Annotated in this window: 10 protein-coding genes; 6 read left to right on the top strand and 4 right to left on the bottom strand. The window is 70.5% G+C overall.

Going from position 1 to position 13583, the window contains the following annotated elements:
- Position 1: 1 nt before the first annotated feature.
- The 3 genes from CCN37_RS33820 to CCN37_RS33810 are packed head-to-tail and all read right to left on the bottom strand — an operon-like array spanning position 2 to position 2624.
- Positions 2 to 814 carry an ABC transporter permease gene (locus tag CCN37_RS33820; RefSeq protein ID WP_086828850.1) on the bottom strand — a complete coding sequence of 271 codons (813 nt, stop codon included), beginning with the start codon at positions 812 to 814 and terminating at the stop codon, positions 2 to 4.
- A complete protein-coding gene (locus tag CCN37_RS33815) occupies positions 811 to 1578 on the bottom strand; it encodes an ABC transporter permease (RefSeq protein WP_086828849.1) in 768 nt (255 codons plus the stop codon). The genes CCN37_RS33820 and CCN37_RS33815 overlap by 4 nt, the downstream gene beginning before the upstream one ends.
- A 14-nt stretch (positions 1579 to 1592) precedes the next feature.
- Positions 1593 to 2624, bottom strand: a complete 1032-nt coding sequence (locus CCN37_RS33810) for an ABC transporter substrate-binding protein (RefSeq protein WP_086828848.1) — start codon at positions 2622 to 2624, stop codon at positions 1593 to 1595.
- A 764-nt stretch (positions 2625 to 3388) separates the two neighbouring features.
- Between CCN37_RS33810 and CCN37_RS33805 the strand changes: the two genes are divergently transcribed.
- The 5 genes from CCN37_RS33805 (at position 3389) to CCN37_RS33785 (ending at position 9118) form a co-directional block, all read left to right on the top strand.
- On the top strand, positions 3389 to 6697 hold the full coding sequence (locus CCN37_RS33805) for a nitrate- and nitrite sensing domain-containing protein (RefSeq protein ID WP_086828847.1): 3309 nt from the start codon (positions 3389 to 3391) through the stop codon (positions 6695 to 6697).
- Entirely contained in the window at positions 6694 to 7119 is a 426-nt protein-coding gene (locus tag CCN37_RS33800) for a roadblock/LC7 domain-containing protein (RefSeq protein ID WP_086828846.1), read from the top strand. Before CCN37_RS33805 ends, CCN37_RS33800 begins: the two co-directional genes overlap by 4 nt.
- Positions 7120 to 7155: 36 nt before the next feature.
- A complete protein-coding gene (locus tag CCN37_RS33795) occupies positions 7156 to 7674 on the top strand; it encodes a DUF742 domain-containing protein (protein ID WP_086828845.1) in 519 nt (172 codons plus the stop codon).
- Positions 7655 to 8260, top strand: a complete 606-nt coding sequence (locus CCN37_RS33790) for an ATP/GTP-binding protein (RefSeq protein ID WP_086828844.1) — start codon at positions 7655 to 7657, stop codon at positions 8258 to 8260. The genes CCN37_RS33795 and CCN37_RS33790 overlap by 20 nt, the downstream gene beginning before the upstream one ends.
- Before the next feature lie 228 nt (positions 8261 to 8488).
- Positions 8489 to 9118, top strand: a complete 630-nt coding sequence (locus CCN37_RS33785) for a uridine kinase (RefSeq protein WP_086828843.1) — start codon at positions 8489 to 8491, stop codon at positions 9116 to 9118.
- 25 nt (positions 9119 to 9143) lie between these two features.
- Here CCN37_RS33785 and CCN37_RS33780 read toward each other — a convergent pair whose 3' ends face one another.
- Positions 9144 to 12614 carry a S8 family serine peptidase gene (locus CCN37_RS33780; RefSeq protein WP_168200991.1) on the bottom strand — a complete coding sequence of 1157 codons (3471 nt, stop codon included), beginning with the start codon at positions 12612 to 12614 and terminating at the stop codon, positions 9144 to 9146.
- Positions 12615 to 12831: 217 nt separating this feature from the next.
- Here CCN37_RS33780 and CCN37_RS33775 point away from each other — a divergent pair, with 217 nt between their 5' ends.
- Positions 12832 to 13536 (top strand): DddA-like double-stranded DNA deaminase toxin, encoded by a 705-nt coding sequence (locus tag CCN37_RS33775; RefSeq protein ID WP_168200990.1) that lies wholly within the window; start codon positions 12832 to 12834, stop codon positions 13534 to 13536.
- Positions 13537 to 13583 lie beyond the last annotated feature (47 nt).

Here is a 13583-nt window from a genome sequence, read left to right as displayed (position 1 = left end):
GTCATGCTCCCGTTCCGGCCGCGACAGCGGCCTGGCGGTGGGCCGGCTGCCAGGCCAGCACCCTGCGTTCGACGGCCGACAGGCCCGTGTTGAAGAGGAATCCCAGCACGCCGAGCAGGACGATGCTCGCCCACATCGCCGGGAAGTCGTACTGGCGCTGGGAGTACAGCAGCCGGTAGCCGATGCCCTCGGTGGAGCCGACCAGCTCCGAGATGACCATCAGCACCAGCGACAGCGAGAGGCTGATCCGCAGGCCCGCGAAGATCTTGGGCGAAGCCGCCGGCAGCACCACACCGAAGATCCAGTCCATTGTGGACAGGCGGAAGGCGCGGGCGGTCTCGGTCTTGGTGGCGTCCACCGACCTGGCCCCGTCGACGGAGTTGAGCAGGATCGGCCAGATCGTGCCGAAGACGATGGTGGCCAGCTGCATCGGGGTGCCGAGGGTGAACAGCGCGAGGAACACCGGCACCAGGGTCGGCGGCGGGATCGCGCGCAGGAAGGAGATGATCGGGCCGCAGTAGTCCATCGCGGTGGCCGAGCGCCCCAGCAGGACGCCGATGCTCACGCCGAGCACGCCCGCGATGGCCCAGCCGCCGAGCATCCGCGCCACGCTGGCGAGGACGTCCTCGAAGACCACGTCGGTCAGGAACAGGCTGGAGGCGGGGCCGCTGAACCACATCTGCCTGGCGGTCTCGGCGATCTGGGTCGGCGGCGGGAAGTACAGGCTGCCGGCCAGCCGCGTGGCGGTCTCCCACAGCAGCACCAGCACGACGAGCACGATCCAGCCGGAGGCCGAACTCCGCAGCCGCTTCACACCGTCTCCCCCGTCCGCGCGCCCCAGGCGAAGAACCGCCGCTGCACCCACTCCAGCCCGGCGTTGACCAGGTAGCCGATCAGCCCGGCGACCACGGTTCCGGCGAAGACCAGGTCCATCCGGGAACCGCCGCTGCTGGCGTTGAGGATGAACTGGCCGAGCCCGAGCGTGGCGCCCGCGAGCAGTTCCGTGCTCACCACGACGATCAGCGCGATCGCCGCGGAGGTCCTGATCCCGGTCATCACGAACGGCGCGGCGCTGGGCAGCGCCACCGTCGCCATGATCCTCGGTTTGCTCACGCCGAAGGCGCGGGCGGTGTCCACCAGCTGCTCGTCCAGCTCGTCGAGGGCGTAGATGGTGTTGAACAGGATCGGCCACACCGAGGCGTAGACCGCGAGCACGATCTTGGCCTCGGGTCCGCCGCCGAAGAGCAGGATGGCCAGCGGGATCATCGCCACCGACGGGACGGGGCGCAGCAGCTCCACCACCGTCCTGGTGGCCCGCCGCACCGCCGGGACGCTGCCCAGCACCAGCCCGAGCGGCACCGCGATGACGACGGCGATGCCGAGTGCGATGGCCCACGCCAGCAGGCTGGCGATCACGTCGTAGACGAACACGCCGTCGCCGAGCAGGTTCACGAGGGTGCTCGCGACCAGTGTCGGGGGCGGGATGTAACCGGGCGGGACCAGGTCGGAGGCGCTGAGCAGCTCCCAGAGCAGGAGCAGCACGGCGACCCCGACCAGTCCGCGGAAGGCGGCGCGCACGAACCCCTCGACCCCTACCTGGCCGGGACCGGGGCCTGCGGCAGCACCATCGTGCTGACGTCGATGCGCTCGCTGAGGATGCCGAAGTCCTTCATCAGGTCCGGGACGCGCTGGAGCCGGGCGGCTTCCAGCGAGCTCGGGTAGGCGCCGATGTTCATGATCGAGGCGGTCTGCGCGTCGATGCCCGCGTAGCCCTGCACGGCGGCCTCGACCCGGCCCCGGTCGGCGTTGGCGATCTCCACGCCCTTGGCGAGCCCGCGCTGGAAGGCGGCGAGGGCCTTCGGGTTCTCCTTGGCGAACTTGGCGTTGGTGGAGTAGCCGGCCATCGGGATGGACTCGGTCGGCCCGGAGGCGGCGTCGAAGACCCGGACGGCGCCCATGCTCTTGGCGGCCTGGGTGATGAACGGCTCGGCCATCACCGCGGCGTCGACGTTGCCGTTCTTCAGCGCGGCGGCCATCTCGCCGAAGGGCATCTGCACGTACTTGATCTGCTTGGCGTCGATGTTGTTGGCGCTGAGCACCGACCACACCGTCATGTCGGCGAGGTTGCTTGTCGTGGTGACCGCGACCTTCTTGCCGGGCAGGTCGCTCATGGACTTCACCGAGGAGGTCGGCGAGGTCATGGTCATCCACACGTTGGGCTTGGCCGCGTAGCAGTCGGAGACCCACTTGAGGTCGACGACCTTCTTGGCGTGCGCGGTGAACATCGAGACGTAGTTGCCGTGGACCATGTCCATGTCGCCCGCGGCCATCTTGTCGATGCCGACGGCGGAGGTGGTCAGCGGGATGAGCTCCAGGTCCAGGCCCTCGGCCTTGAAGAAGCCCGCCTGATGCGCGATGTAGACGGGCGCGACGTCGACGACCTTGACCAGGCCGAGGCGGATCTTCATGTTCTCGCCGCCGCCGCTGGGCTTGTCCTCGGTCGAGGAGCCGCCGAGCAGGCCGCAGCCGCCGAGGCTGGCCATCAGGGCCGCCGCGGTGAGGACCGCGCCCAGGATGCGGGAGGGTCGGGACGACGGCCCGCCGGGGATGCCGCGTCGGTTCATGCTTGCGCTCCAGTGCTTCGAGGTGCTGATGGGGGCGGGGTGCTGCCGAGGGAGTGCCGGCGGGCCTACCTAACGTTCGAGCGCCACGACCGGTCAAGCCCGTACACGAAGAAACAACACGCTTTAGTTCGCCGAACTTCGCAGGCTTTGCATTTCCTTAGGGTAGGAGGAAACGCGCTGTAATCACATCGGCGTGATTGTGAACGGAGAGCGACCACGGGTGACCGAGCGGAGGACACGGCGGATGAATTTCGCCGCGGAGCCCCGTTCGGAGTAGTCCCGCTCAAGAGCACTCGATGCGAAAACCGCCGAAGGTCGGCTTCCGAGATGATTCCGAGACACGCCCCGCCCGGGCTCCGGGTGGGGCGGGCACCGCTTCGGGCGGGAACCGGGTCGCGAACGGGCGTGGCCGGGCCCAGTGCCCCGCGCGCGGACAGCCGAGCACGTGAAGGGCATCGGCCCAGTTCACGGCGACCGCTATGGCGGGTCATACTGGCTCCTCGACCACGGGGCTGCGTTGCCCGGTTCGGCAGTGGCGCCTTCACCAAGGGTGACCGCGCAATCACTCGTCCGAGCCATAAGGGTGTAGACAACGCCATGGTTGAGCGTCAAATCAAGTTCACGAATGTCATGACCTTCCTAAGTGAAGCGCCCAAGGCTGACAAGGCGGTTCTTCTTCGCTACCTTGCGCTGAAAGTTGTCCGTACGAGCTGGGTCCCGTACGGGGGGAGCCGCTTAGCTCTGATCCGGGGAGTGTTCACGTAGTGCCCGATCAGCCCGGCAGGATCGCGTCCCGCAAGGGTGCCCCGAACCGGTCCACCGCACCCGCCGAAGACGGCGACGGCGGTGGCCCCTCCCCGCGCGCGCAGCGGCGAACACAGCCGGTGTCCGAGTCGACACCGATCCCAGCCCATCCCGACCGGCGGGACGACGCGCGCTGGCGCCTGCGGAACTGGCGCCTGCGCAACCGGATGGCCGTGGTGCTGCTCGTGCCCACGATCACCGCGCTCGTCCTCGGCACCCTGCGCGTGCAGGACGAGCTCGCCCGCGCCGACGACTTCCAGCGCACCGTCGCCCAGGTCGACGTCGCCCGCAAGGTCACCACCGTCATCCACGAGATCCAGAAGGAACGGACGCTCGTGGTGGCCATGGTCGCGGCGGGCCGCAGCACCGACCGCAAGCCCATGGTGGACCAGTTCGAGACCGTGAACGTCGCGGTGAACGAGCTGAACCGGGCGATGGAGCCGCTCGAGTACGACGACGCCGCCAGCGAGGAGCGCTACAAGCGCGGTATCCAGCGGCTCAGCGCGCTGAACCCGCTGCGTCTGGTCGCCGACACGACCTCCTACGCCGACATCGCGGTGCACGCGGTCTACTCCTCCATCCTCGACGCGCTGGTGCAGCTCGGCCGCGAGGTCAGCGCCTCGGTGTCCGAGCACGCGCTGTCCAGGGCCGCCACCGCGATCCAGGCGCTGACCCAGGCCAAGGAGCGGGTCGCGCAGCAGAACGCGCTCATGCAGATGGCCGCCACGCACAACGAGTTCCGCGCGGGCCAGCTCGACGAGCTGCGCTCGGCCAACTCCGGCTACGACGCCGCGGTCTCGGACTTCCAGGCCGTGGCCACCCCCGGCGAGCGGCAGCTGTTCCTGGGCACCGTCAGCGGCAGCGACGTGGACACCCGGCAGCGGATCAAGCAGATCTCGGTGATCAAGGGCGCCAACGGCGACTCGCTGAACATCGACAGCACCGAGTACACCCGCGTCGCCGGGGTGACCAGCGACCTGCTCAGCCGGGTGGAGAACTCGCTGCTGGAGTCGCTGCGCTCGGAGGCCGACGACCTCGCCGCCGCCGCGGTCGCCTCCGCGACCAGGGACGCCGCGCTGGTGCTGGTCGCGCTGCTGGCCGCGCTGCTGCTGATGGCCGTCGTGGTCCGCTCGCTGCTGACGCCGCTGCGCGTGCTGCGCACCGAGGCGCTGGACGTGGCCAACGAGCGCCTGCCGGTGACGGTCCGGCGCATCCTGGACGACCCGAACCCGGCCGAGGCCGCCAAGACCGCGGTCCAGCCGGTGAAGGTGTTCACCCGCGAGGAGATCGGCCAGGTCGCCCGCGCCTTCGACGCCGTCCACGAGCAGGCCGTGCACATGGCCACCGAACAGGCCCTGTTGCGCGACAACGTGAACGCGATGTTCGTCAACCTCTCCCGGCGCAGCCAGACGCTGGTCGAGCGGCAGCTGTCCGTGCTGGACCAGCTGGAGCAGGACGAGCAGGACCCGGACGCGCTCTCTAGCCTGTTCGTGCTCGACCACCTCGCCACCCGCATGCGCCGCAACAGCGAGAACCTGCTGATCCTCTCCGGCAGCGGGCTCGGCAAGCGGCTGTCGGCCCCGGTCCCGGTCGCCGAGCTGATCGGCGCCGCGGTCTCCGAGGTCGAGCACTACGCCCGGATCAACCTGACCTCCGCGCCGGACGTGCTGGTGCAGGGCCGCGTGGTCAACGACCTCATCCACCTCACCGCGGAGCTGCTGGACAACGCCACGGTGTTCTCCGACCCGCAGAGCCCGGTGGACGTCAGCGTGGCGCAGCTGCGCTCCAAGGACCTCGCCATCCAGATCACCGACCGCGGTGTCGGGATGAGCGAGGAGGAGCTGGCCGAGGCCAACAAGAACCTCGCGGAGCCGCCGGAGATCGACGTCGCGGTGTCCCGCCGGATGGGCCTGTACGTGGTCGCCCGGCTGGCCGCGCGGCACGAGATCAAGGTGCGGCTGCACAACGGCGAGTACATCGACGGCGGCACCAGGGCGATCATCACCGTGCCCGCCGCGCTGGTCGTGCTGCCCTCGGCGCTGGACACCGGGCTGTACCCGACCTCGCAGCAGCAGTTCCCGCCGCCGATGCCGCAGCGCCAGCCGCAGCAGCACCTGCCGGAGCAGCAGGAGTGGTTCACCTCCACCAACCCCGCCGTCGACCCGGTCGAGCCCGAGCCCGCCCCGGCGCCCGTTCCCGCGCAGGCCCCGGCTCCGGCTCCGGCCGAGCAGCCCGTGGCGGAGGCCGTGACGCAGGCGGACGCCGCGGAGCAGCCGCGGATGGGCGGGCCGAGGGCGCTCGCCCGGCGCTTGGCGCCGTCCCTGGTCGAGCAGACCGAGGGCAGGGGCCTGGAGGCCGACGACCTGATGGCGCCGCCAGTGCCCGCCGAGTCCACTGTGGACAGCACGGACAGCGCGGACGCCTCGGACCTGTTCGCACCGCACCAGGACGAGCGCGCGTACCAGGAAACCCCTGCGCCGCAAGAGAATCCCGTGCAGCAGAGCGGCGGCTACGAGAACCCGTTCCCCCAGGTCGATCGCCCCGAGGTGGACGCGCCGACCGAACGGCTGCCGATCTACGAGGAGATCCTCTCGCAGTGGTTCCAGACGGTGGAGAACCCGGACGGGGAGTTCCCCAACCCCTCGCCGCCGCGTCCGGTTCCCGCTTCCGAGCCCGCCCCGGTGGCCAAGGCGCCCGTCGAGCGCCCCGCCGCTGAGCGCCCGGCCGCGCCCGAGCCCGAGCCGGTGGTCGAGCCCGTGCCCGTCGCCGAGCCGGTCGTCCGGGCCGAGCCGGTTGCCCCGCCCGCGCCCGCTCCGGTGGAGCCGGTGACGCGCAGGGAGACCATCCCGGCCCCGCCGCGCCCGTCCACCTGGCGCTCCGCCGGGGACGAGGGCTGGCGCGCGGTGGAGACGATGCTCAACGCCCCGGCCGAGGAGGCGGTGACCTCCGCGGGGCTGCCGAAGCGGGTGCCGAAGGCGAAGCTGATGCCCGGCTCCATCAAGCCGGCCGCGCCGCGCCGTTCAGCTCCGCCGACCAGGGGCACGGGCACCACCGGCCAGCAGCCGGCGATCGCGGCGGAGCCCGCGCAGCCCGCGCGCTCCGCGGAGACGGTGCGCGGCCGGATGTCCAGCTTCCAGCAGGGGCTGCGGCGCGGACGGCATGCCAGGATCGACGAACTCGCTGGCGAGCGCGCCGGCTCCAACGGAACTCACGCGCCCAACGGCGCCGCGTCGCCCAACGGCGCCGCGCGGCAGGAGGAGGACAAGTGACCATCCCGCAACAGCCGGGCGGCTTCGGCTGGTTGATCACCGAGTTCGTGCAGCGGGTGCCCGGGGTGGCGCACGCCGTCGTGGTCTCGGCTGACGGCCTGCTGCTCGCCGGCTCCGAGGGCCTGCCGCGCGATCGCGCCGAGCAGCTGTCCGCGGTCGCGTCCGGGCTGGTCAGCCTCACCCAGGGGGCGGCGCGCTGCTTCGAGGCGGGCAACGTGGCCCAGACCGTGGTGGAGATGGAGCGGGGCTACCTGTTCCTGATGTCGGTCTCCGACGGCTCCTGCCTGGCCCTGCTCGCCGCGCCGAACTGCGACATCGGTCTGGTCGCCTACGAGATGACCATGCTCGTCGAGCGGGTCGGCCAACAGCTGACGCCTGAGCTGCGCGCCCAGCTCCAGGGCGGCGGACGAGGGCTGGTCTGAGCCGATGAGGGCTGACGTGACGCGGGAGGTGGCGAGATGAGCACGGGCTCCTACTACGACCCGGAGAACACCGGCGACAACTGGTCGCAGCTCTACACCCATGGTGGGCAGCACTCCACCGAGTACGGCGCGGTGGAGGACCACCGGGCCGAGCTCGGCGGCTTCGCCGAGCAGCCGGAGGGCAGGCACGGGCTGCGCGCCCCGCTGACCGAGACCGGTATGCTCGCCCGCCCCTACGCCCGGACACGCGGCCGGACGCGACCCGACTACGATCTTCCGATCGAGGCTCTGGTCCGCACCAGCGACCACGCCGCGGGCGACCGGGAAGCCATCGGGCTTGCCGAGCACCGATCCATCAGCCGGTTGTGCATCGAGACCCGGTCGGTGGCGGAGGTCGCGGCCCGGATGCGGCTTCCGCTGGGCGTGGTCCGGGTACTGATCGGCGACATGGCGACGATGGGGTTGGTCCAGGTGCACCAGAACGGTCTGGTGTCCGGCGACCAGCCCTCGATCGCGTTCCTGGAAAGGGTGCTCAGTGGGCTCCGCAGGCTTTGATCCGCACACACCGGACACCAGCCGGGCGACGACCTCGGCCAAGATCGTGGTGGCCGGTGGCTTCGGCGTCGGCAAGACGACCTTCGTGGGGTCGGTGTCGGAGATCGTGCCGTTGACCACCGAGGCGGTGATGACCGAGGCCAGCGCGGGGGTGGACGACCTCTCCGCGACGCCGAACAAGGTCACCACCACGGTGGCGATGGACTTCGGCCGCGTCTCGCTGGACCGGGACCTGATCCTGTACCTGTTCGGCACGCCCGGCCAGCACCGCTTCTGGTTCATGTGGGACGACCTCGTCCGCGGAGCCATCGGCGCCGTGGTGCTGGTGGACACCCGCAGGCTCGCCGACGCCTTCGCCTCCATCGACTTCTTCGACGACCGCCAGCTGCCCTACATCGTCGCGCTCAACTGCTTCGACGGCATGCTGCACCACCGCATCGAAGACGTCCGCGAGGCGTTGACCATCGACGACTCGGTCCCGATGGTGGTCTGCGACGCGCGCACCAAGGAGTCCACCAAGCAGGCGCTGATCACCCTGGTCGAGTACGCGATCCAGCAGTCCATGACCGCCCGCCCCATGGCCTGACCGCACCTCTCTCCGCTTTCGCCCTGAATGAGTCATTCAGGTCCAAGCCCCGGCGGATGGGTAGGCGGATGCCTGGGTTCGGCGTGCGGAACGTGGGCGGTGAGTGGGAGATCACCCGCGCCTGCCCAGGGTTTGGCACGCGAAGCCGATTCGCGTCACCGTGGAATCGGGGGGTCGCGGGAGCGGGCGAAAGCCACCCTCGCACGCGGGGGCTCGCGAGGAGGAGATGTGCGGGTCAGGGCGGTGACGCCGGAGCGGCTGGTCGAGGAGATCGCGGCGCGGGTGGTGGCGCTGCCGCGCGAGGACTGGGTCCGGCTGGCGGTGGACGGGGCGGAGGCCGCTGGGACTGCTCGGCTGGCGGAGGCGTTGGTGGAGCCGTTGCGGCTCGGCGGGCGGGCGGTGCTGCGCGCGTCGGCGGGCGGGTTCCTGCGTCCGGCCTCGTTGCGCTTCGAGCACGGCCGCACCGATCCGGACGCGTTCTACCAGGACTGGCTGGACGTGAAGGGCATCACCAGGGAGCTGCTGGAACCGCTGTCCCCCGGCGGCTCGGGGCGGGTGCTGCCGAGCCTGTGGGACCCCACGACCGACCGCGCCAGCCGAGCGTCCTATGTGGACGTCCCGGTGGGCGGGGTGGTCGTGCTGGACGGGCCGCTGCTGCTCGGCCAAGGGCTGCCGCTGGATCTGGTGGTGCACCTGTGGCTCTCGCGGGCGGCGCTGGCCAGGCGGACCCCGCCGGACCAGCACTGGACGTTGGGGGCCTTCGAGCGCTACGAGAACGAGGTCGATCCCGCGCTGCTGGCCGACATCGTGGTCCGCGCCGACGACCCCCGTCACCCGGCCGTGGTGGAACAGGGCTGAGCGGGCTCCGCCCAGCCCCGCCACCTCAGAGGACCTGGTAGGCGCGGATCAGCGTCTCGGTCACCGAGGACCCGCTCGCGTCGACCGCGGTGGTGCGCAGCGACACGAAGCCCTGCGCGGGATTGACGACCTTGACCTCGCCGGACGGCAGAACTGGGACCGAGGCCCACGTGGTCCCGTCGTCCGTGGAGATCTGCATCGTGATCGCCTTGCCGCCGCTGACGCGGAACCCGAACTCCCCCGGCTTCGCGCGCTTCGGGTCGAGGTCGTAGCGCACGTCCGGCAGCGCGAGCGGAACGGACCCCCTCGTCTGTCCGCTGTGGAACTTCCACACGACGCTGGAACCCGTTCCCACGTCGATGCCGGGCATCGTGCGCGTGGCGTCGACCCGCAGTTCGAACGGCAGGCGCTGCGCGGGGACGTCCACGGTGGCGATGCCGGGGACGTCGCTACCGCCGACCTTCTTGCCAGCCACGGTGACCGTGGTCGAGCCCTTGTCGTGCGCCGGGCTGTACGCACCGCTCGGGGACTGAGTTCCAGACTGCGTGAACATCGGCAGTTCCACACGGAACTTGTTCCCGTCACGCGTGACGCCGTCCCGGGTCAGCTCGGGGTTGAACGGCGCCTTGAACACGTCCAGGCGGGCGGACTGCCCCTTCTTGAAGACCGTCGGCGCGGTTTCCTGGACTCCGTAGGGCATTCCCTCGGCGTCGACGCCGATCGCGCTCACCGTCACCCACGGCAGGTCCGGCGTGTGGAGCACGTCCAGCTCCGCCGGTGCCCGCAACGGGATTCGCGAGCCGAACCACATGCCACCGATGTTGACCAGGGCCTCGGCGGCGGTGCGCAGTTGGCCGGGACCGGTCTTGTGCAGCTCGGTGCTGACCTTGGCGAGATCGCGAGCCGAGTGGTGCCAGGTGACACCGTTCGGCAGTCCACCGGCGACGCGGTCGTGCAGGACGTAGGCGGCGGGTGGGTTGGCGATACCGCGTACCCGCAGGGTCACCGTCCCGGCTTGCATCGCCTCGCGGAGAATCGCGGTCTTGTTCTCCGGAAGCACCAGCGTGGGCCCGGTCCAGGCCGGATCGTGCACCGGGTGGGCGTTCTCGCCCAGCACTCCAGCGGCTCCGGCGGCGAAGATGGCGGCCACGCGCTTGGTGACCTCGGCCGTGGGCAGGCGCTCCGGCGCGAAGAGCACGAGCGCGCCGCGCACGTCGACCTCGGCCAGCTCCTCGGAAGTGCCCTTGCCGATGTCGACGACCTTCGCCGACATGTCACCCCGGAAGCCGAGCGGGTTGGCGTCCGCGGGCTCCAGCTCCACATCGCCGAACGCGGCGGAGATCACCCTTCGGTTCCACGAGGTGTTGCTGTACAAGGAAAGTCCGGCCATCGGCGGGCTCGGGACGACGAACTCCTTGCCGGGCTTGGAGATCATCGACATGCCGGAGAGCCCCTTGCCCGGCAGCTGCGACAGCACGCCGACCTCGTGCCCCAGCTGGAGCGGGGTCTGCACGGCTTCGGGATCGTCCACGCGCACGTCGACCGGCTTGGCGCCGCGGCCGTCGAGCACCAGTTCGGTGTCCCCGGCGACGGTGATCTCCTGGGCGAACTTCACCCGGTCGGTGAAGACGCCGTACGGGTAGCCGGGCGGGTGCTCCACGTCGATCACTTGGCCGAGCACGCGGTAGCGCCCCTCAGGAACACTCTCGCTCATCGCGCGCACCATGCGGGCCTTGCCGGAGTTGATGTCCTGCAACAGGACCGAAACGCTCGGGTCCGGAGTTCCCTTGCGACTGAAGGCTTTCACGGTGAGCACGTGCGTCTTCGGACCCGTCTCGGCCACCACCGACGTGCGCAGCGAGACACCCGGAGCCGTTGCGGTCAAACGAACTCCGAACAGCCCGGTCGCCTTGCGGAAATCAGCGGTGACAGTCGCCTCCGCCGAGCCCTTCGGAGGGACGACGAGGTCCTTCTTGTCCACTGTGAACAGTCCGCCCGGCGCGGGCAGGTCCAGCTTCAGCGTCACCGGCTTGTCAGAATCGTTGGTGTAGCGCACTCTCTTGCTCACCGGCTCGGTGGTGCCAGCGGGCACGCTGCCCATGGACAGCGACGCGGGCTCGACGCGGACCTGCTGGTGGAAGGCACGCGCGAGGTCCAGCCGACCGACTCCCTGCCCGAACACCGACGCCCCGTTGAGCGGGGACGCCGCGCCCATGATCGCGGCCTTGAGCTGCTCGCCCTTCCAATCCGGGTGCCGCTGCGCCAGCACCGCCACCGCGCCCGCGACGTGCGGCGCGGCCATCGAGGTGCCGGACAGGCGCGCGTGGGACTCGCTCACCGCGAACTGCGGCAGCGTCCCGGCAGCGCGCGCGGCCACGATGTCCACACCCGGCGCGGCGATGTCCGGCTTCGCGGCGTGGTCGCCCAGTCGCGGGCCCCTGCTGGAGAACGGGGCGAGCGCGTCGGCCTTGCTGCTCGCCGCGACCGTCAGCGCCGCGTCGGCGGCACCCGGCGACTCGACGGCCTCGTCAAGGCCGGAGTTGCCGGAGGCGATCACGAACAGCGTCCCCGTCTTGGCGGACAACGTGTTCACCGCCTGCGACACCGGGTCCGTGCCATCGGTGGGCGCTCCGCCGAGGCTCATGTTGACCACGCGCGCGCCCTGGTCCGCGGCCCACTGCATGCCTGCGAGGATCGCGTCCTCCGGGCAGCCGAAAGCACCGCACACCTTGCCGATCAACAGCTTCGCCTCCGGCGCGATGCCGCGGAACTTCGGTCCCGCACCGGCGATCGTCGAAGCCACGTGCGTGCCGTGCCCGTTGGTGTCGTTGACCGGCTCGTCTGCCAGGAAGCTCTTCGATCCGCTCACCCGTCCCGCCAGGTCCGGATGCTTCTGGTCCCAACCGGTATCGAGTACCGCGACAGGGACACCGAGTCCCGTACCGCCCGCGCGCCACACCTCGGGGGCTCCGATCAGCGCGGCGCTCTGGTCGAGGCTCGGCTGGAGCCTGCGGTTGAGCCACACCTTCGCCTGCGGCGCCCGCAACGACGGCCCGTTCAGCGAGGCCCAGAACTCGCCCGCCCGCGCCCTCGGCTGCGCCACCGCGGTGATACCCAGTCCCGGAAGGTCCCGTGTCACCGTTCCCGCCTGCGGCACCGCACGCGCGCGCTGCGGCTGCCCCGTCATCAGCACCGGCAAGACCGGCGACGAGGCGTCGTCGAAGCCCTGGTTGATCAGCTCCGTGACGTTGAACAGCGTGTCGTCGAGCCGGTTCTCCCGCACCAACGGCACCGCGTCCGCCGGGTAGACGTGCCGCTTCCCGTTCAGGACCACGCTGTGGAACGCCATGTCGTCGCGGCCCGGACCGGGCCGGACTCCGACCACATCGGTACCGCGTACCACGACCTTGTCGCCCGTGAGCAGCGTGACCGTCCACTCCTTCGGCGCCCGCGCCACCTCGCCCCGGTCCTGGGCGACCGCACTCGGCGCCGCCACCAACGACGCCGTTAAGGCGATCAGTGCCGCTAAGGGCACCCACCGACTGGAATACGCCCGCATGCACGCTCCCTCGTCCCCGGGAGCACCGCGCCCCCGTTCCGGGAAGACCTACGCGCGCGTGGCACTTTTCCGTTGGCTCAGCCCAAGAACTTCGATTCCCGCATCCCGGCATTCGCCCTCATCCGAAACGGTGACCGCGCCTACGCTGTTCTTCGTGAGTGCGCTCGGCGACGTCATTTCTCGCCTGCGCGGCGTGGTGAGCACCTGCGGCCAGGCACGCGACGACCTCCACCAGGCCGCTGGGCTCCTCGACGAGGCCAGCGCGCAGTACGGCGACGCCATCGCCAGCACCCGAGATCCCTGCGCACACGACGCGCTCGGCCTCCTGACGCACGGCGCCGCCGAGCTGAACGACGCCCTTCGCAGCGTGATGGCTCTCGGAGAACGGGTGCGGGACTACATCGCCGTTCTCTCGGGTGGCGGGACAGCTCAGGCAGCGACTGCCGCCCCGCCGCGCGATCTGATCGACCAACTACGCGCCGAGCTTCCCCCGCCCGTCGTTCCGCGCTCCGGTCAGAAGACGCACGGCCGTTGGATCGGCCCGGACGGAACGGCGCACGCCGAGATCAGCGGGCGGGACGCGAAGTACGAAAGGGCTATCCAGTTCTTCAAGGACATGCGGGTCAGCCGAATTCCGTCGAAGGCGTCCGACGTGGAGATGAAGCTGGCCGTCCACATGCGGGTGAACGGCATCCGCTCGGTCGTCCTGCTGGTCAACCACGTGCCGTGCCCTGGGCCTCTAGGATGCGACGCGCTGATTGGCGTGATCTTGCCCAAGGGGTACACGTTGACCGTGTACGGCGCCAACGGCTTCTTTCGCGAATACCAAGGAGGGAAGACCTCATCGTGGCTGCCCTAGACGTGTACTACGAACGAGAACACGGCGACGAGCCCGTCACGGTCAGC

It is taken from the genome of Allokutzneria sp. NRRL B-24872, from assembly GCF_002155965.1.
Classification (GTDB): Bacteria; Actinomycetota; Actinomycetes; order Mycobacteriales; family Pseudonocardiaceae; genus Allokutzneria.
Note: the sequence above shows the minus strand (reverse complement) of the source record. Positions and strands in the feature narration are given on the sequence as shown.